The sequence below is a fragment of the Pararhizobium capsulatum DSM 1112 genome, assembly GCF_030814475.1.
In the GTDB taxonomy this organism is placed as follows: Bacteria; Pseudomonadota; Alphaproteobacteria; order Rhizobiales; family Rhizobiaceae; genus Pararhizobium; species Pararhizobium capsulatum.
On the sequence record NZ_JAUSVF010000001.1, the window covers coordinates 4,010,739 to 4,029,076 of the forward strand.

The 18,338-nt window shown below is 59.2% G+C and carries 17 protein-coding genes; 3 read left to right on the forward strand and 14 right to left on the reverse strand.

What is annotated here, in order from left to right; genetic code table 11:
* Positions 1–29: 29 nt before the first annotated feature.
* The 11 genes from QO002_RS19320 to tolQ form a co-directional block, all read right to left on the reverse strand.
* Entirely contained in the window at positions 30–902 is an 873-nt protein-coding gene (locus QO002_RS19320; protein WP_503128897.1) for an outer membrane protein, read from the reverse strand.
* 152 nt (positions 903–1,054) lie between these two features.
* Positions 1,055–1,822, reverse strand: a complete 768-nt coding sequence (locus QO002_RS19325) for an outer membrane protein (RefSeq protein ID WP_307232609.1) — start codon at positions 1,820–1,822, stop codon at positions 1,055–1,057.
* A gap of 220 nt (positions 1,823–2,042) precedes the next feature.
* Positions 2,043–3,395, reverse strand: coding sequence for a phosphoglucosamine mutase (gene glmM, locus QO002_RS19330; protein WP_307232611.1), 1,353 nt, complete (start codon positions 3,393–3,395; stop codon positions 2,043–2,045).
* 340 nt (positions 3,396–3,735) lie between these two features.
* Entirely contained in the window at positions 3,736–5,670 is a 1,935-nt protein-coding gene (ftsH, locus tag QO002_RS19335; protein WP_307232613.1) for an ATP-dependent zinc metalloprotease FtsH, read from the reverse strand.
* A gap of 98 nt (positions 5,671–5,768) precedes the next feature.
* Entirely contained in the window at positions 5,769–7,115 is a 1,347-nt protein-coding gene (gene tilS, locus QO002_RS19340; protein ID WP_307232615.1) for a tRNA lysidine(34) synthetase TilS, read from the reverse strand.
* A 10-nt stretch (positions 7,116–7,125) separates the two neighbouring features.
* Positions 7,126–8,139 (reverse strand): tol-pal system protein YbgF, encoded by a 1,014-nt coding sequence (gene ybgF / locus QO002_RS19345; protein ID WP_307232617.1) that lies wholly within the window; start codon positions 8,137–8,139, stop codon positions 7,126–7,128.
* Between the two features lie 180 nt (positions 8,140–8,319).
* Positions 8,320–8,844 (reverse strand): peptidoglycan-associated lipoprotein Pal, encoded by a 525-nt coding sequence (pal, locus tag QO002_RS19350; RefSeq protein ID WP_307232619.1) that lies wholly within the window; start codon positions 8,842–8,844, stop codon positions 8,320–8,322.
* Positions 8,845–9,019: 175 nt separating this feature from the next.
* On the reverse strand, positions 9,020–10,330 hold the full coding sequence (tolB, locus tag QO002_RS19355; protein ID WP_307233543.1) for a Tol-Pal system beta propeller repeat protein TolB: 1,311 nt from the start codon (positions 10,328–10,330) through the stop codon (positions 9,020–9,022).
* Positions 10,331–10,356: 26 nt separating this feature from the next.
* Positions 10,357–11,430, reverse strand: coding sequence for a cell envelope integrity protein TolA (gene tolA / locus QO002_RS19360; protein WP_307232622.1), 1,074 nt, complete (start codon positions 11,428–11,430; stop codon positions 10,357–10,359).
* 9 nt (positions 11,431–11,439) lie between these two features.
* A complete protein-coding gene (gene tolR, locus QO002_RS19365) occupies positions 11,440–11,895 on the reverse strand; it encodes a protein TolR (protein WP_307232624.1) in 456 nt (151 codons plus the stop codon).
* Between the two features lie 40 nt (positions 11,896–11,935).
* Positions 11,936–12,655: a protein TolQ gene (tolQ, locus tag QO002_RS19370; RefSeq protein WP_307232627.1), complete on the reverse strand. Its 720-nt coding sequence runs from the start codon at positions 12,653–12,655 to the stop codon at positions 11,936–11,938.
* Positions 12,656–12,965: 310 nt separating this feature from the next.
* On the opposite strand from tolQ, the gene QO002_RS19375 reads away from it, so the two are divergent.
* The 3 genes from QO002_RS19375 (at position 12,966) to ligD (ending at position 16,829) form a co-directional block, all read left to right on the forward strand.
* Positions 12,966–13,238 (forward strand): hypothetical protein, encoded by a 273-nt coding sequence (locus QO002_RS19375; RefSeq protein ID WP_307232628.1) that lies wholly within the window; start codon positions 12,966–12,968, stop codon positions 13,236–13,238.
* A 132-nt stretch (positions 13,239–13,370) separates the two neighbouring features.
* Complete coding sequence (ku, locus tag QO002_RS19380; protein WP_307232630.1) at positions 13,371–14,231, forward strand: non-homologous end joining protein Ku; 861 nt, start codon at positions 13,371–13,373, stop codon at positions 14,229–14,231.
* Between the two features lie 12 nt (positions 14,232–14,243).
* A complete protein-coding gene (ligD, locus tag QO002_RS19385; protein ID WP_307232632.1) occupies positions 14,244–16,829 on the forward strand; it encodes a DNA ligase D in 2,586 nt (861 codons plus the stop codon).
* Between the two features lie 3 nt (positions 16,830–16,832).
* Here ligD and ybgC read toward each other — a convergent pair whose 3' ends face one another.
* The 3 genes from ybgC to QO002_RS19400 form a co-directional block, all read right to left on the reverse strand.
* Positions 16,833–17,276 carry a tol-pal system-associated acyl-CoA thioesterase gene (gene ybgC / locus QO002_RS19390; RefSeq protein WP_307232634.1) on the reverse strand — a complete coding sequence of 148 codons (444 nt, stop codon included), beginning with the start codon at positions 17,274–17,276 and terminating at the stop codon, positions 16,833–16,835.
* 79 nt (positions 17,277–17,355) lie between these two features.
* The gene (locus QO002_RS19395) at positions 17,356–17,676 is read right to left on the reverse strand and encodes a hypothetical protein (protein ID WP_307232636.1); all 321 of its coding nucleotides are present in this window, start codon (positions 17,674–17,676) and stop codon (positions 17,356–17,358) included.
* 142 nt (positions 17,677–17,818) lie between these two features.
* On the reverse strand, positions 17,819–18,337 hold the full coding sequence (locus QO002_RS19400) for an NUDIX hydrolase (RefSeq protein ID WP_307232638.1): 519 nt from the start codon (positions 18,335–18,337) through the stop codon (positions 17,819–17,821).
* Between the last annotated feature and the right edge of the window lies 1 nt (position 18,338).

An 18,338-nucleotide genomic window follows, 5' to 3' on the forward strand; every position in this document is an offset into this window, starting at 1 on the left:
GCGCTGCGGTAACAGCCGCCACGCGCCATCTACCAGAGAGAGAAGCGCAAGCCCGCACGGAATTCATGACGGCTAAGGCCATCATCCTTGCCACGTAAATTTGTGCCGCGGAAGATATCGCCGCCGGTGATATCGGAATAGCGATAGCCAAAATCGAGTTTCAACCGGTCGCTGAGATCATAGGAAAACCCTGCCATGAGCGCATAGGTGAAGCGCCAGCTGTTTTCGCCATTGAAGTCATCGGCCGTCGCAGGCCCGCCGGCGCAAGCCCCGGCGCCGTCAATGCAGACACCGCTCACCGAGACGCTGTCCCAGCTCAGGTGGGTCGAACCAATGCCGCCACCGATATAGGGCGTGAAGCCCGCAAGCGTTCCAAGATCAACATAGCCATTGGCCATCAGACCGATCGCCCTGTAGTCCGCATTCGCATTCAGCCCACAGGAGGTGCCAGCCCCCTCGCCTGCACAAGGTGCAGCGCTTTCGCCCCTGCCCTCGAACCGATCCTTGAAATAATCCGTGGTGAAATCGGCACGGACCATATCGTTGAACTGGTAGCCGATGCCGACACTACCCGAAAGCGGCTTGCCGAAGCGGGCGTCATCGAAAGTGACACCGGCAAGGCCGGCCGGTGCCGGCGCATCGAAACGAAGTGAGGGGTCGCCTTCGCTGCTCCAGGGCGCATAGCCGATATCACCCCGCAGATAGATCCCGCTCGTTGCGTTTTCGGCAGAGGAGATCGTGACTTCGGGCGCATCGAGCAGGTCGTCGGCCGCATGAGCAGACGATGTAAAGCCAGGAGCGATGGCCAGAACAAGCGGCGCCGAAGCCGCCAGGAGAACATGCCGCCAGTTTATCATCGTATCCTTGCCTGCCTGTTGCGGCGACACACGAATCGATGCCACCCCGTTTACAAGTGTTAACTATTGCAAGGACTGGTTAAGCGGCGGTTAACCATATCGCTTCGCAAAACGTTAACCGATGGTGCACGGGGTTCAGCAACGAAAAAGGGCCACCGATCGCCGGCAGCCCCTTTTGTCTTTCCTGTCCGCAATTCCTATTGCAGCGCGTAACGCATACCCATCTTGAAGTCATGCGACGTGATGTTCTTGAACGTCATCGGCGTGTTGGTGACAGAGTCGTCATACGTGTGGATCTTGGCCGTCTTGCCATCGCCAAGATCGAGGTAGCTGTAACCGAAGTCGAGCGTCAGGCGATCGCTTGCCTTGAAGGCGATACCGGCGTGAAGCGCCCAGGCCAGATCCCAATTTTCAGCGCCGTCCGCATAGGCGAGACCGCGTGTGGGGAAATTGACATCACGGAAATTGGAAATCGTGTTGCGCGAAGCACCGATACCGGCACCGACGTAAGGCGTGACGCCGTACCATTCGCCGATATCGACGTAAGCGTTTGCCATCAATAGCCATTCAGACTTTTCACCGCTGTAAGCGTTGGTACCGTCCCAGACAACGCCATCGTCTTCGTTGTGGCCGTAGCGGTCAGCACCGCTGAACTCTGCCTTGCCGCGGTACTGAACGATACCGTCGGCGCGCAGCCAGTCGTTGAACTGATAACCCACACCGAACTGAGCCGTGGGCGCACTACCGAAGTCGCCACCGTCAGCCATGTCATGAATTTCGACATCGTCGAAGAGCGGATGCTCCAGACGGCCAAGGCCCTGATTGCTCATGCCAATGTCGCCGCGGAGATACCAGCCACCCATTGGCACAACAACCGGCGGGGGTTCTTCATAAAGCAGGTCTGCCGCCGAAGCGGAAGTACTTGCGAGCATAGCCGCCGCCAGGGCAATCAGATACTTTTGCATCGACATCTCCGATAACGTTCCAATGTGTAACTGCGCTAGGCAGTATTTGCACTGGGGCCATCCTCGCAAACCTCGGTTAACATTGGATTAAGCATAGAAATTTACTATGTTTGGTAACGTATCCGCGCATGAAAATTCAGCCTCGAAACGCAAAACACCGGCCATTGAGACCGGTGCCCATTTCGTCGTTCTCGCTCGGAATATCCTATCGTCGCCGCGTTCACGCAGCGGTACGAACATTGCCGATGACGCCGATGAGTTCATCGACGATACGCTCGACCTGCGCGCGATCGTCACCCTCCGCCATGACGCGGATAAGCGGTTCTGTCCCCGAAGGGCGGATGAGCAGGCGACCGTTCCTGGCAAGTTCCGCTTCGGCGTCGGCAATCGCCTGGCGCACCATCGGCTCCTCCAGCGGCTTGCCGGCCGACATGCGAACGTTTTTCAGCACCTGCGGAACAGGCTCGAAACGATTGCAGACCTCGCTCACCGGTTTGCCCTGCCGCTTGACACAGGCAAGAATTTGCAATGCCGCCACGAGACCGTCACCGGTGGTGCCGAAGTCCGACAACACGATATGGCCTGACTGCTCCCCGCCAAGGTTGAAGCCGCCCTCACGCATGCGCTCGACTACATAGCGGTCGCCAACCTTGGTGCGGTGCAGTTCAAGCCCCTTGGACTGCAAATGCCGCTCGAGGCCAAGGTTCGACATTACCGTCGCGACAATACCGTTGCCAGACAATAGCCCGTCCGCAGCCCAGCTATCGGCAATGACCGCCATCAGCTGGTCACCATCGATGATCTTGCCACGCTCGTCGACGATCAGAACACGGTCGGCATCGCCATCGAGCGCGATACCGATGTCGGCGCGGACCTCATGGACCTTGTGCGAAAGCGCCTCCGGATGGGTCGAGCCACAATCCAGATTGATGTTCTGACCATTGGGCTCCGTGCCGAGTGTCACCACGTCGGCGCCAAGTTCCCAAAGAGCAGCAGGGGCAACCTTATAGGCAGCACCGTTGGCGCAATCGATCGCAACGCGCAGGCCCTTCAGGGTCACATCACGGGTCAAGGTGCGCTTGGCATGTTCGATATAGCGATCATGGACACCATCTATGCGCTTGGCGCGCCCGATATCATTGGACTTTGCCAGCTGGCCGGAAAGGTCCTGATCGAGCAGATCTTCTATCTGCGCTTCGATATCGTCCGAGAGCTTGTAGCCGTCAGGACCGAAGAGCTTGATGCCATTGTCCTCGAAAGGATTGTGGGATGCGGAGATCATGACACCGATATCTGCACGCAGGGACCGGGTCAGCATGGCCACGGCCGGCGTGGGGATAGGGCCGAGAACAAAGGCGTCGACGCCCGCTGCCGTGAACCCGGCAACCATGGCGTTTTCGAGCATGTACCCGGAAAGGCGGGTATCCTTGCCGATGACGACCCGGTGACGGTGGGCGCCCCGGCGAAAAATCGTGCCGACGGCGATGCCCACGCGCATGGCGAGATCGGGCGTCATCGGAAACAGATTGGATTGACCGCGGATACCATCCGTGCCGAAATATTTGCGCTTCATAATCACTCCATTCGATGGGCGGGCGGCGGTCTCGGCGGGCGTGTCAATGCCCGGGACTGCTACAACTCGTTTGCTTCTCCTGGCGGCCGCGCGCTTCTCGGATCCAGAACGCATACAGGCACCTCACATTTCTGCCTTTGCAACCAGCGCCTGCTCACAATACCAGTCGGCGGCATTGCAGTCGGATTTCGAACTTTTGCCACAGATTGGCGGTCGCGACAGCCCGTTGTAACATCAGAAATCGTTACAGGACGTTACCTTCGGAAATTGCTGCGAACAACGCATGCAAAAGCCGCCCCTTGAGGAGGCGGCTTCAATCATTTGGCTGAGCAACCTGCCCCTATTGGGGCTGCGGCTCGAAACCGCCCTCAGCTTCGTCGCCCTTGTTGCCGGCATCTTTCTTGCCAGCGGAAGGAACGGCCGAGCCACGATGTGGCGTGGAATCGTCGCCAAGATCGCGCGCCGGCTTCTCGCCACGGATCAAGGCCTTGATCTCTTCCCCCGTCAGCGTTTCATATTCGAGCAGCCCCTCGGCGATCGCGACAAACTCGCTGTTCATCTCGGTGATGATGCGGGTCGCTTCAACGTAGGCTTCGTCGATCAGGCGGCGTACTTCGCTGTCGATTTTCTGCGCCGTCGATTCCGAGACGTTCTTCGACTGAGAGACCGAATGGCCGAGAAACACCTCCTGCTGGTTTTCACCATAGGCAACATGGCCCAGAACGTCGGAGAAGCCCCACTGCGTGACCATCGCACGCGCTAGCTTGGTCGCCTGTTCGATATCGGACGATGCGCCGGATGTGATGTTTTCCTTACCAAACGTAATCTCTTCCGCAACACGGCCGCCCATCATGATCACGAGGCGCGATACCATCCACTTGTAGCTCATGGAATAGCGGTCGCCTTCCGGCAACTGCATGACCATGCCGAGCGCACGCCCGCGCGGGATGATCGTTGCCTTGTGCAGCGGATCGGCAACCGGCACCTTGAGCGCGGTGATGGCATGGCCAGCTTCGTGGTAGGCGGTCAGCTTCTTTTCGGCTTCGGTCATGGCGGAGGAGCGGCGTTCCGCACCCATCATGATCTTGTCCTTGGCGTCTTCGAATTCGAGCATGGTGACGACGCGCTTGTTGCGACGTGCCGCCATCAGGGCCGCTTCGTTGACGAGGTTCATCAGATCGGCACCGGAGAAACCGGGCGTACCGCGTGCCAGAACCTTCAGGTCGACATTCGGGGCCAGCGGCACGTTGCGAATATGAACCTTGAGAATACGCTCGCGGCCGTTGATATCCGGGTTCGGAACGACAACCTGACGGTCGAAACGGCCTGGACGCAAAAGCGCCGGGTCGAGAACGTCGGGCCGGTTGGTCGCGGCGATCAGGATGATGCCTTCATTGGCTTCGAAACCATCCATCTCGACCAGCAACTGGTTCAGCGTCTGTTCGCGCTCGTCGTTGCCGCCGCCGAGACCGGCGCCGCGATGACGACCTACGGCGTCGATTTCGTCGATGAAGATGATGCAGGGCGCATTCTTCTTGGCCTGCTCGAACATGTCGCGGACGCGGCTTGCACCAACACCGACGAACATTTCAACGAAGTCGGAACCCGAGATCGTGAAAAACGGCACATTGGCTTCGCCGGCAACCGAGCGGGCAAGCAGGGTCTTGCCTGTGCCGGGAGGGCCAACAAGCAATACGCCGCGCGGGATACGGCCGCCGAGGCGCTGGAACTTCTGCGGATCGCGCAGGAATTCGACGATTTCTTCCAGGTCCTGCTTGGCTTCGTCTACGCCGGCGACGTCATCAAACGTGACGCGGCCATGCGCTTCGGTGAGCAACTTCGCCTTGGACTTGCCGAAACCCATCGCACCACGCGAACCACCCTGCATCTGGCGCATGAAGAACAGCCAGACACCAAGGATCAGCAGCATCGGCAACAGCGTGCCGATATAGCTAAGGAAACCGGAGGATCCATCTGATTCCGGGCGCACGGTAACGGTCACGTTCTTGGATTCAAGGCGCTCGGTCAGCGTCGTATCGATCGCCGGCGCATAGGTCTGGAAGGTCGCGCCACTTTCGGCATAGGAACCGATCACCTTGTTGCCGGTGATCACAACTTCCTTGACGCGGCTGCTGTCAACTTCCTTCAGGAATTGCGAAAAGGGAATCTCACGCGACCCGGTCCGTTCGGCTGGTTGCTGAAACATGCTGAACAGCGCGATCAGCAACAAGGCAATGATTGCCCAGAGGGCAAAATTTCGAAAATTAGGGTTCATCGAACTCCCCGGAACCTGTCGTCGCAACCACAAATGATTTGAGGTCACATTCTGCTGATAACATAGGGTTGAGGGAGCGCCTTGCCAAGGCAAACCGCTCAATCACCCTTCATTTCCGTCAATACATCGTGAACCGGAGGTGCCAAATACCGATTACGGCCGAAAAGCGCGGCAAGACGATTGGCAAGTGTCAGGTCGAAACGCGGCAAAAAGGTGTCGTAGAGGGCGATATGGCGCTCAAGTTCGACGTTTGTCGGCCCCTTGCCCGAGATTTGCGAAATCGATGGCATTGCGGCTGGCGCGGCGCGGCGGGCAATTGCCGGGGGCACCCCTGCGGCGATCAGTCTCGCCTCGACGGCACCCAGCTCCGGCTTGGCGAGCGGTGTGAGCCGGATCCTCGATCGCTCCTTGTTCCGAACAAGAAAACGACCATCCCAGATACGGGTTTCTCCAGGAGCAATCTCCGAGACGGCCAGCCCCCTGTTTTCACGGTAGAGATAAAGGGCATCCCGCCTGCGGTCAAAGACTGCGCGGGAAGTCGTGATTCGACCGGGCATCCCGTTCGCCAGAAACGCGGCAACACGGTCAACCGCATCATGGCCCGGCACATGCGCAACGCCGCCGATGACTGCAGCGAGCAGCGGAATGGCATCACGCACGTCCGGCTGCTCAATGTGGCTGACCAAGGTTGGCTCGATCCGGGCGACAAGCCCCCCGGCGACAGAAACTCCAGCAAACAACTGCGCCATGCGATCAGCGCGCGCCATGCGCCGTTGGCCCGAAGGGCCGGATGATGGGGCGGCTGGCACCTGTCTATCATCCTCCTGGGAAAGCAGGTTGCGCATCCTCACCCGTTCGAATGCCGGATTGGCATTGCTGGGATCGTCGAACCAGCCCTCTCCCCGTTCCCGCAGATACTTGCGGATGGCCTCACGGCGAAGAGAGAGAAAGGGCCGCATGATCCAGACCTGCCGGTCATAGAGTACCGCATCCGCCATGCCCGACAGCCCCACCGTCCGCTCCGTTGAGCGAGCCTTGCGCATGGCGATGGTTTCAGCCTGATCATCCGCGGTATGGGCCGTGACGATGCATATGGCGTCGAGATCGACAGCAGCTTCACAAAGCATGGCATATCGCGCCTCGCGCGCGGCGGCCTGTAGGCCGGCCGACGGTTTTTCACCTGTCCAGCTTCGGATCGTGTGGGCAACGCCGAGCCCGGCGCAGAAGTCAGCAACATCCCGCGCCTCCGCGTCCGAGCCTTGCCGCAGACCATGATCAACCGTACAGGCAGCCAGCGTGAACCCGCTTGTTTTGTCGAGCGCAGCCCTCAGCGCGAGCAGCAATCCTTTCGAATCACTGCCGCCGGAAATGGCGACGAGGATGAGGCCGGGAGAGGAGAAACGGTCAAGAAGGCGGCGGGCCGCAGCAAGGACAGGATCGGTCACGATCCACGCCTCAGCAGGCGAGACGGCTCTGCTCGCTTTTCACCTTGGCATTCACAGCGGGAGATGCCTTCGGATAACGTTTGCTGACCTCCCTGAGAGTAGCGCAGGCCGTATCCTTGTTGTCGAGCGCAGCAAGCGACATACCAAGCTTCAACAGCATTTCCGGTGCCTTGGGCGATGTGCCAAAGGCCTGATGTGCGTTCAGGAATGTCTTGGCGGCGTCATTGAACTTACCCTGCGAATATTGGGCCTCCCCCATCCAGAAGCTCGCATCAGCAGCCTTTTCGCCGCTCGGGAAAGCATCGAGATAGTCGCGGAATTCACCTTCCGCCACGCTGTAGTCACCCGACAGCACATGGCCGTATGCAGACTGGTAGAGGTCGCCTGGATTATCCAGCGCGGCCGTCTGCTGTTGGGTGTCGGGCGTCGTGTTCAGGCCCTGATCGACGCCGGGAGGTGTCGTATCGAGGTTTGCCTGGCCGTTGTCCAGCGGCTGGGCATCCTGGTTGGCGGCAATCGGATTGCCGTTTTCGTCGAAGATGATCTGGCCGAGCGTCGCTGGCGGCGTGCCGGTGGACGCAGAATCCGATCCCAAACCTGCGTTGGGATCGGCAATTGTAGGCTGGCCGTCCGTCACCTGCGGGGCAACGGAAGCTTGATCATTCGTGCGCGGGGTTTCCAGCGCGCCGCTCTTCTTGGTGGAAGCACCCGACTTGCCGCCTTCCAGATCCTGGAAACGGAACTCGTTGTCTTCCTGGAACTTGCGAATCTGTTCCTGCATCTGCAGAAGCTGGAAGCTCATTTCCTCGATACGCCCGTTGAGCTGGCGGATCTGTTCCTCGAGCTGGCCGATCCGCCCGACTTCGCTGGACTGGACGTTGATGACCGGCTGCTTGGCTGCGGGTGCGGTCTCACCATGCAGCGCACGATTGATCAGTGCGGAAAGCGGCATGGCAGTTGCTGTCTGGCCAAAGCCCGCAAGCGCAGAAAGGCCGATCATTCCCGCCACGACAAAATGTTTCATGTCATGAGTCCTGTTTTGAGGTTCGCCGACGCGCATAGACTGGCATGAAAATCAGCCCCCGCACGATGTCCGCACAGTTTTCCAATTGTCGTCAAAAAGCAACGGAGTTCGGTAAAAGTGTGACGAAAAAGAAAGGCGGCTTTGAGGGCCGCCTTTCTCGCATTCTGATGGTTGCGGCAATTACATGCCGGCGCCACCAAGCACCGTGACGGCGCGGCGGTTCTGCGACCAGCAGGAAATGTCGTCGCAGACGGCGACCGGCTTTTCCTTGCCGTAGGAGATCGTCTTGATGCGCGAAGCCGGGATACCACGCGAAGCGAGGTAGTCGCGGGTCGAAGCCGCACGGCGAGCGCCGAGCGCAAGGTTGTATTCGCGGGTGCCGCGTTCGTCTGCATGGCCTTCGACGGTGATGGCGTAGTTCGGATATTTCTGCAGCCACTGGGCCTGACGATCGAGCGTCGATTGTGCATCGGCACGGATCGAGGTCGAATCGGTATCGAAGAAGATGCGGTCGCCGACGTTGACGGTGAAATCCTGCTGCGAGCCCGGGGTCGCGGCGTTGAGGCCGAGTTCACCGGCGCTGTTCGGCAGGTTCTTCTTCGAGGCGCAGCCGGCAATGGCAAGCGTCATGAACAGGGCAACCATGACCGGATTGCGAGCGATGGAATTCATGCGGCCTGCGGCCGGGGCGTGAATGCGGCTCATGGGCCGGTCTCCTTGGATGTCTAATTTCAGGGTTGCCAGACTGTAACCGGAAGCGGTTAATTGACTTGCAACAATTATGGTTAACAGATCGTCAAAAGGTTGATGGAGCGTTGCTAATCAAGACTTTGCGGCAGGAAAGCGGCAGGCCGCCACATTTCCCGCCCCACTTTCGCAACTACTCCAGAAGCGGCGACCAGGCTGGATCGGATGCGAAACCCTGGGTCGGAACCTGCTGCTCGTTGTAACCTGTCAGGTCGATCGAATAGAGCTGCGGGCCACCGGCACCGGCGTTCTGGCGGAAGAACATCAGCACGCGGCCGTTCGGCGCCCAGGTCGGGCCTTCGTTGTGGAAACCCGTCGTCAGGATACGCTCGCCCGAACCGTCGGTCTTCATCACGCCGATCGAGAACTTGCCGCCCGACTGCTTGGTGAAGGCGATGAGGTCACCACGCGGAGACCAGACGGGCGTCGAATAGGAACCGTCACCGAAGGAGATGCGGGTCTGGCCGGAGCCGTCTGCGCCCATGACGTAGAGCTGCTGACGACCGCCACGATCGCTTTCGAAGACGATGCGGCTGCCGTCCGGCGCATAGGACGGCGACGTATCGATGGCTGCGGTGTTGGTCAGGCGGGTCGTGGTGCGCGAACGCAGGTCCATCGTATAGATGTTGGCGTTGCCATCCTGCTGCAGGCTCATGATCACCCGCTGGCCATCCGGCGAGAAACGCGGAGAAAAGGTCATGCCTGGGAAGTTACCGACGACTTCGCGCTGTCCGGTCTCGAGTTGAAGCAGATAAACCCGCGGCTCGTTGCCCTCGAACGACATGTAGGTGATTTCCTGCTTGTTCGGCGAGAAACGCGGCGTCAGCACGATATCGTTGGAATTGGTGACCGCACGCGCATTGGCGCCGTCCTGGTCCATGATCGCGAGCTGGCGTTTGCGGGCCGTCTTCGGGCCGCTTTCAGCGACATAGACGATGCGTGTGTCGAAATAGCCCTTTTCACCGGTGATCTGCTCATAGATCGCATCGGCAATGATATGGGCAACACGGCGCCAGTTTTCCGGCTGGGTGAAGAACTGCTGACCGGTCATCTGCTGGCCGGCAAAGGTATCCCACAGGCGGAACTCGGCCTTCAGGCGACCATCACCTTCCTGGGTAACGCGACCGGTGACGAGTGCCTGCGCATTAATGATCTTCCAGTCTTCGAAGCGCGGAGCGGCATCCGGATTGGAAATCTTCTCGATGAAGGCGTTGCGATCAATCGGCGCAAAAAGTCCGGAACGCTTCAGGTCGGCTGCGACGACATCGGAAATCTTCTTGCCAAGATCACCCTGCAGAAAATCGCTGATGGCGATCGGCATGGGCTCGACATTGCCCTTGTTGATGTTGAGCTCGACGAGCGCGTGGGCCGGTGCGCTCATCAGCGCGACCATTCCCGTCAGCGCGACGAGGAATCGAAAGAAGTTGCGTCTCAGCATGATCAAGAAGCCTTTCAGCCATTCGTTCTGTGTCATTGGATCGACATGGAGCTCGGGTCGAAATTGACGACCATCTCTCTCCATGAGTCGTATTTATCTGCTGGCAGGCCCTCGAAAGGCAGCGACTTCAGGATGGCGCGGCGCACGCTGCCGGCCATTGTCCGCTGGGCCGTTGCCGAGCCGCCATTGGTCTCGACCTCGGGATCGCCGATAATGTTTCCCTGCGGATCCAGCTCAAACTTCACTGTCAGGATCATGCCATCAAGACCTTCGATGCCAGCAAAGGCGCTCCAGTTTTTCTGGATCTGCCCGCGCAACGCATCCATCTCGTTCTGCGACAGCGTGTTGCCGGTTGTCTTGGATGCTCCAAAAGCCTTCTGTGTCTTGCCGCTCTTGGCGCCACCGTTGGCTGGATCGGTCTTGTTGAGAAGGGCGGCAACCTCATCCGCATTGAAATCGGAATCGTTGGCGGAAGAGGCCTTTTTCTTTTCCTTCTGGTTTTCTTCCTTCTTGCGGTCAGGCGTCTTTGCCGTCTGGGCCGGCTTCTCCACCTTGGGCTTCGCCATGGGCGTCGGCACCTTGTCCGGAAGCGCTTCAGCATCCGGATTTTCCGCCGGCTTCTCTTCCGCCGGCTGCTCTTCTGGCTTCGCGTCCGGCTTTACTTCTTCCTTCGGCTCGGGAAGAGCCGCAACTTCGGTCGCAGGCTCGGAGGCCGGCTTTTCTTCGGTCACCTCTTTGCTGTCTTCCTTCACCGGGTCAGGCGTCGGCGGCGTTTTTTCCGCCTTTTCCGGCGCTGCCGCAGCTTCGACATTGTTCGGCTTGGCGTCCGGCTTTGGCGGCGTCTTCAGGTCGATCTTGTTCTCGCCGACATTCTCAGCGTTTTCGACGGTATCGGGGCGTTTAGTCGGCATGACGGACGGGATTTCCGCTTTGGGCGCTTCCTTGTCGCCCTGCTGCAGCTTCGTCAGCTCTTCAATCGGGACCATATCGACCGGCATCGCCTCGACATCCGCAACCTGGAAATCAGGCGGACTGCCCAGCGAGACCAGGGCCCAAATGAGCACAAGGGCGTGCAGCACAGCGGATGTGACGAGACTTGTCTTCATCGCAGCGCTCTACTGGTCCTTCTTGGGTTGGGTCACGAGGCCGATGTTCTTGAAGCCAGCCTCCTGGATGCGCGACATGACGTCAGCGATCACGCCATAGGGCGACGTGGCGTCGCCACGCACAAAAATCCGCTCGCTGTAACCTGTCGTCGCAATCGCTTCGAGCTTGGCAGCAACTTCCTCGACCGGGATCGGGGTTTCCTGCAGGAAGATCTGGCCGTCGCTCTTCACGGAGATGGTGATCGGCTGCGTTTCGGAATTCAGCGCTTTTGCCTGCGTCTCGGGAAGATCGATCGGCACGCCGACCGTCATCATCGGTGCTGCGACCATGAAGATGATGAGCAGAACAAGCATGACGTCGACAAACGGCGTCACATTGATTTCACTCATGATGGCCTTGTTGCGCCCGCCGCGACGACGGCGACCGCCGCCAGAACCGTTGGAACCGCCTACTGCCATACCCATGGGTTTTCTCCGTCCTTTAAGCCCGCTTTAACGCGCGGCCTTACTGCGCGGCTTGGCGCGGCTGCAGCTTCTCATCGATCTGGCGCGAAAGGATGGCCGAGAACTCGTCGGCAAAACCTTCCATGCGGCCGGTGATCTTGCCGGCATCGGCAGAAAACTTGTTATAGGCGATAACCGCCGGGATAGCTGCCAGAAGGCCGATAGCAGTTGCCAGAAGCGCCTCGGCGATACCCGGTGCGACAACCGCGAGGTTGGTCGACTTCGAGCCGGCGATCGCCTGGAACGAGGTCATGATACCAACGACCGTACCGAACAGACCGACGAAGGGGCCGGCGGAGCCGATGGTTGCAAGCGATCCCAGACGGGCCGACAGCGTCTCGGATTCCCGCGCCAGCGTCACGTCCATGGCGCGGTCGATACGCATCTGCAGGCCGATCGGCGAGCGGGCGCCGCGCTCGAAACTCTTCTTCCATTCGCGCATGGCCGAGACGAAGATCGCGCCCATGCCCGAGGTCTGGCGATCCGAGAGGGTGCGATAAAGCTCCTCAAGCGACTGCCCGGACCAGAATACCTGTTCAAAGGCATCGGCCTGACGGCGGGCCTTGGCGAAGCTCAAGGTCTTGTCGACCACGATCGCCCAGGTCCAGACGGAGGCGCCAATCAGCCCCAGCATCACCAGCTTCACAACGAAGCCTGCCTGCATGAAGAGCGACCAGAGCGATACGTCGGTCGTTGCGGCTGCCAGTCCTACCTGTTCCATTCGTAAATCCCCGAATCCAAACACCCGGCGGGAGCACCGATTTGCTCACGGCCAGGTAGCTCAAACGTCCTTGCTAAAGATTGACCCGGCATAAGCCTCTGGATCTGCCCCTGAGCTGATCTTCAAGCCCTGTCTTTCTGCCTTTTTGCGGTCAATCTTGGTCAAAGGATGACGTGCACTGCACAAAACCCTAATACAACGCATTAAGACATCATTATGGTTAAGAGACCGTTACTTCCCGGAAAGATAAGGCGGAAACATCAAAGGCTGGCGCCGGGGAACCTTCACAGGTCCCCAGCGTTATTTGGCCATGACAATCATACCGCCGAAGAACAAATCCAAGACCACCACGGAACGAGCTTTCGACCGTCGCGACCGGCTGATTCTGGCGCTTTATGCCCAGCTCAAGGCCGAGAGACAGACGCGCGAAGCGCTCGAATGGTCTATCGCCAACGGCGTGCTCTCACGCGAAATTCTGGAGGCCATGGCGGCCGATCCCGTTCCCGCCGTTACCAGCGATGATGCGGCTGCACTCGAAAGGCTGCTCGCGCGCGATGGACGCACCAAAGGAATACGCCACTAGAGGATGTCTGGTTCGGATTGAACCAGACATCCTCTAGCTTCTTTTGTTTTCGTTTGTCTTTTCGGGGAGACCGGTTTCCACTTTTCCCTGACAAACTCTAGACCGGAGACCTCGCACCAGAAGGAAAAGCAGATGGTATCGCATGCTTTATGGAAAGGCCAGTTGCGGCTTTCGCTGGTTTCCATTCCCGTCGAAGTCTATAGCGCCACCCGCCCCGGCGCCCGCTTCTCCTTCCGCCAGATACACGAGCCTTCCGGAAAGCCCGTGCACTATGACAAGGTCGTGGAAGGCGTTGGTCCCGTTGACATGGATGAGATTGTCAAAGGCTATGAGTATGAGAGTGGCAAATATGTGCTGCTTGAGCCGGAGGAGATCGATGCGGTCAAGCTCGAGACGAAGAAGGCACTGGAAATGGTCCAGTTCGTCGACTCCGCGGAAATCTCGCCGATCTACTACGACAAACCCTATTATGTGGTTCCGACCGACGACCTTGCTGAAGATGCCTACCGCGTCGTGCGCGATGCCCTGCGCAAATCCGGAAAGGTCGGGCTTGGCCAGCTGACACTTCGTGGCCGCGAATATATCGCCGCGATCCGCCCCTGTGGCGATGGCCTGCTTCTGGAAACGCTTCACTACGCCGATGAACTGAAGAAGGCCGATCCGATGTTTTCCGGCCTTTCCGGCAAGACATCGGACAAGGAACTGCTGGAGGTCGCAACGGCTCTCATCGACCGGAAATCCGGGAAATTCGATGCGGCCAGCTTCAAGGACAACTATTCGGCCGCCCTCAAGGAACTCGTGAAGAAGAAGCTCAAAGGCAAGAAGATCATCGACGTCAATGACGACGAGGAAAAATCGGAAAGCCGCAGCGACAATGTTATCGACCTGATGTCGGCCCTGAAGAAGAGCCTCGAAGGAGGAGAGGAAAAGAAGGCCCCCGCAAAAAAGCCGGCAGCCAAACCGACCGCTCCGCGCAAGAAGAAATCGGCGTGACGGGAGACGACGATGGCACAGGACCAGCTTCAGGAATACAATCGCAAGCGTGATTTCTCAAAAACGGCCGAACCCAAGGGGTCCGCAAAGCGAGCCAAGGCAGGCAATCGCTTCCTCGTGCAGAAGCACGACGCCACGCGGCTGCACTATGATTTCCGCCTCGAATGGAACGGCGTATTGAAAAGCTGGGCCGTGACCCGCGGTCCGAGCCTCAACCCCGACGACAAACGCCTCGCAGTGCGCACAGAAGACCATCCTCTCGCCTATGGTGATTTCGAGGGCACGATCCCCGCCAAACAATATGGCGGCGGTACCGTGATGCTCTGGGACACCGGCTCTTGGGAACCGGACAACGATCCGGACGAAGGGCTTCGCGAAGGCAAGCTGAAATTCCACATCCATGGCGAGCGCATGCATGGCGGCTGGACCTTGGTACGGATGAAGCCGCGCAACGGTGAAAAGCGGGAAAACTGGCTGCTGATCAAGGAGCGGGACGAAGACGCCAATGAAGATGGCGAAAGCCTGATCGAGGACAACTTCACCAGCGTCAAGACCGGTCGCCTGATGGACGAGATCGCCGCCGGCAAGGGTGCCTCCAAGGATGCGGCCCGCGTCTGGAACTCCAATCAGGCCGTTGCGAAGAATGTGGAGGCGCAGCCGCAGGAGCCAACGCCGCAAAAACATGCCGGAAAACGCCCTGTCTTTGTCGAGCCACAGCTTGCGACGCTTGTCACACGTGCGCCGGAAGGTGGCACGTGGCTGAGCGAGGTCAAGTTTGACGGCTACCGGCTGCTGGTCGCCATTGGCGGTGGGGAGGTCACCTGCTTCACCCGGACCGGCCTCGACTGGACCGAGAAATTTCCCGATATCGCCAAGGGCTTTGCCGCGCTCCAGTGCAAAAGTGCGCTCATCGATGGCGAGGCTGTCGCGGTCTCCGGTGAAGGTTCGAAGTTCTCGGCGTTGCAAAGGGCGCTGAAGATCGGTGGCGAGACGCGGTTCTATGCCTTCGATCTGCTTTCACTGGATGGCAAGGATTTGCGAAAGAAACCATTGATCGAACGCAAGGAGACATTGAAGACTTTGCTTTCCACGCTCGGCCCGGAGCGGCGGGTACAGTATAGCGAGCATGTCCAAGGAAACAGCAACAAGGTTTTCCAGGCGATGTGCAAGGCCGGCCAGGAAGGCATCATCGCAAAGCGGGCGAATGATCCTTATAAATCAGGGCGCGTCGGCAGCTGGGTAAAAGTCAAATGCACTCGGCGCCAGGAATTCGTCATCGGCGGCTATTCCCGCTCGGACAAACGCGGCCGGGCCTTCGCCTCGCTTCTGGTCGGCAGCTATGAGGGCGATAAGCTTGTCTATCGCGGTCGTGTCGGAACGGGTTTCGACGAGACCACGATGGAGGATCTCGCCGGGCGATTTACGAAGCTGAAGCAAGAGAAATCGGCGTTCGAGAGCGTCCCGAAGGACATTGCGCGCGGTGCCGTCTGGGTCAAACCGCAGCTTGTCGCCGAAATTGATTTCGCCGAGTTTACCGATGACGGCCATATTCGCCACGGAGCTTTCGAGGGTCTGCGCGAAGACAAGGAGGCCAAGGCTGTGACTTTGGAAAGCACGACATCAACGGATAAGGCGGCCATGCCCGAAGATACCACGAAACCGGCCCCCAAAGCCGCAAGCGGGAGTAAAGCAACGAGCAAGGAGAAAGAGGGCAATGTCCTCGGCATCCGCATCAGCAGCGGCAATCGCACACTGTTCTCCGATCCCGAGATCACCAAGCTGGATCTCGCCCGCTACTACGGTGTTGTCGCCGAGCGGATGCTGCCATTTATCGCAGAACATCCGGCCTCGATCTTGCGCTGCCCGCAGGGTCCGGATCATCAATGCTTCTACCAGAAGCACGCAAGCGACGGCTTTCCCGATGAAATCCTGCAGATACCGATCGAGGAAGCCGATGGCGACATCGCCAACTATCTCTATGTGAAGGATGGCAAAGGGCTGGTCTCCGCGGTGCAGATGGGGACGATCGAATTCCATATCTGGGGATCGCGCATCGACCGATTGGACATGGCCGATCGCCTAGTCTTCGATTTCGACCCTGACCCCAGCGTCACCTTTGAAACGGTGAAGGCCGCCTCTCTCCTGCTGCGCGACCGGCTGGAAAAACTTGGCTTGAAATCGCTCGCCATGGTCAGCGGCGGCAAGGGCGTGCACGTGATCGTGCCGCTTTCGCGCCGTGCATCATGGGAAGATGCCAAAGCCTTCGCCAAGACGCTGTCTTCGAAGATCGCTGATGAAGACCCCGAGCACTACATCGCGACCATGTCCAAGGCCAAGCGCAAGGGCCGTATCTTCATCGACTGGCTGCGCAACGAACGCGGCGCGACGGCGATTTCGCCCTACTCCGTCAGAGCCCGCGCAGGGGGCCCGGTGGCGACGCCCGTTAGCTGGGACGAGCTTGAAACGCTTGATGCCGCCAACAGCTTCCACATTCCAGACATTCTGGAGCGACTGGAAACGGCCGATCCATGGCAGGAGGCGAGCGGCTGGAAGCAGGGGCTGACCAGGACGATGCTGGAAAAGGTCGGCGTGGAATAACCGTCAGGTGTTGCCGAGGAATTTCTTGGCCAGCGTTTCAGGCAATCGGCGTGGCCGACCGCCGGCATTGATGACGGCGATGATCACCTTGGCAGCGATCAGCAACGTGCCTTCCCGACGTATTTCCTGGAGCAAAACCATCTTGGCGCCGCCAGCCTTCTCTGTTGCTGTCGTTATGGTGAGCACGTCATCCATGCGTGCCGGCGCCTTGAAGTCGATCTCCATGCGATGAACGACGAAGACCAATCCTTCGCTTTCGCCTTCGATGGCAAGCGTCGCCTGCTCGACGCCGAGGAGACGCAGATAATCCGTGCGGGCACGCTCCATGAAATGCAGATAACGGGCATGATAGACGACACCGGAAAAATCCGTGTCTTCGTAATAGACCCGTTGGATCAGCCGGTGTCCGGTTTCAGTCAACTCGCCGGAAAGCGCAATCAATGTCATCGCATGCCCCAGGATTTTATTCTGAGGGGACGACTAGCACTGGCTGCCGGGTTCCGGAAGTGGAAAGGCGCTGAAGGCCTCAGGAATGCAGGTCCGCCTTCTGCTTGCTCGCCCAGTCACGCCCGGCATCGCCGCCCCAGAGCAGCCAGGCGATGTAACCGGGCGACGGGTTACTGTCATTGCCGAAATCGGCGCTTTCCTTGTCGATGTTGTGGCGGGAAAAGAAGCTCGCCATCCGCTTGATCGTATCGTCCGACAGCGAGCGTCGGTTTTTCAGGTCTCGTGCGCGGGCCACTCCGATCTGCGTGCCGCCACGATGAAACCTGCGCCTCAGCGCAAGCCCTTTCTCCGCCGCCTTGGCCACTGCCACGGGCGGGACATGTCCGCCGATATCGCTCATGACCCTTTCCCCACTTCAGAAGCGCTTTTTTCCTTCGGCGCGTCCCCGGCCCATTGCCAGGTGGTGACGGAACCTTTCCTGATCGCTGACATGTCCATTCTCCTTGTCATCAGGAAGAATGCGCACCCGCCGTGGAGGTTCCTTATCGATCGAGGTTACCGTCATCCCAGATGATATGCCGGGGCGTGAGAGGCAGATCCTCGATCTGCTCGGCGATGAAATAGGGTGGGATATCCAGCTCGGTCAGCGCCTGTCGCGTGGCCTTTGCCCATTTGAACTCGAGATCGTTCTTCCCGTCCTTCAGCCGATGGATGATTTCCGTCGGGTGGAAGGGCAGGCTGTCGGGCAGTTCCATGAGGTAGTAGAAGCCGATCTCGTGGAAATCGCGCTTCTCATAGTGAAAGAAGTTCTCGACCATCCAGAGCATGCGCCCGACTTTTACGGTGACGCCGAGTTCTTCCATCATCTCGCGCTCGATCGTCTGGGCAGACGTCTCTCCGATCTCCGCGCGACCGCCCGGAAAGGTCCAGAAATCCTCGTGCGTTGCCCGGTGGACGAGCACGTAGCCGTCGCGGAACCCAAGGCCGGCAATGCGAAAATTAAAGCGTGCGGGCTTGGCGTCGATGCGGATCATCTTCCGCTTTTTCTTGCCCTTCGACATC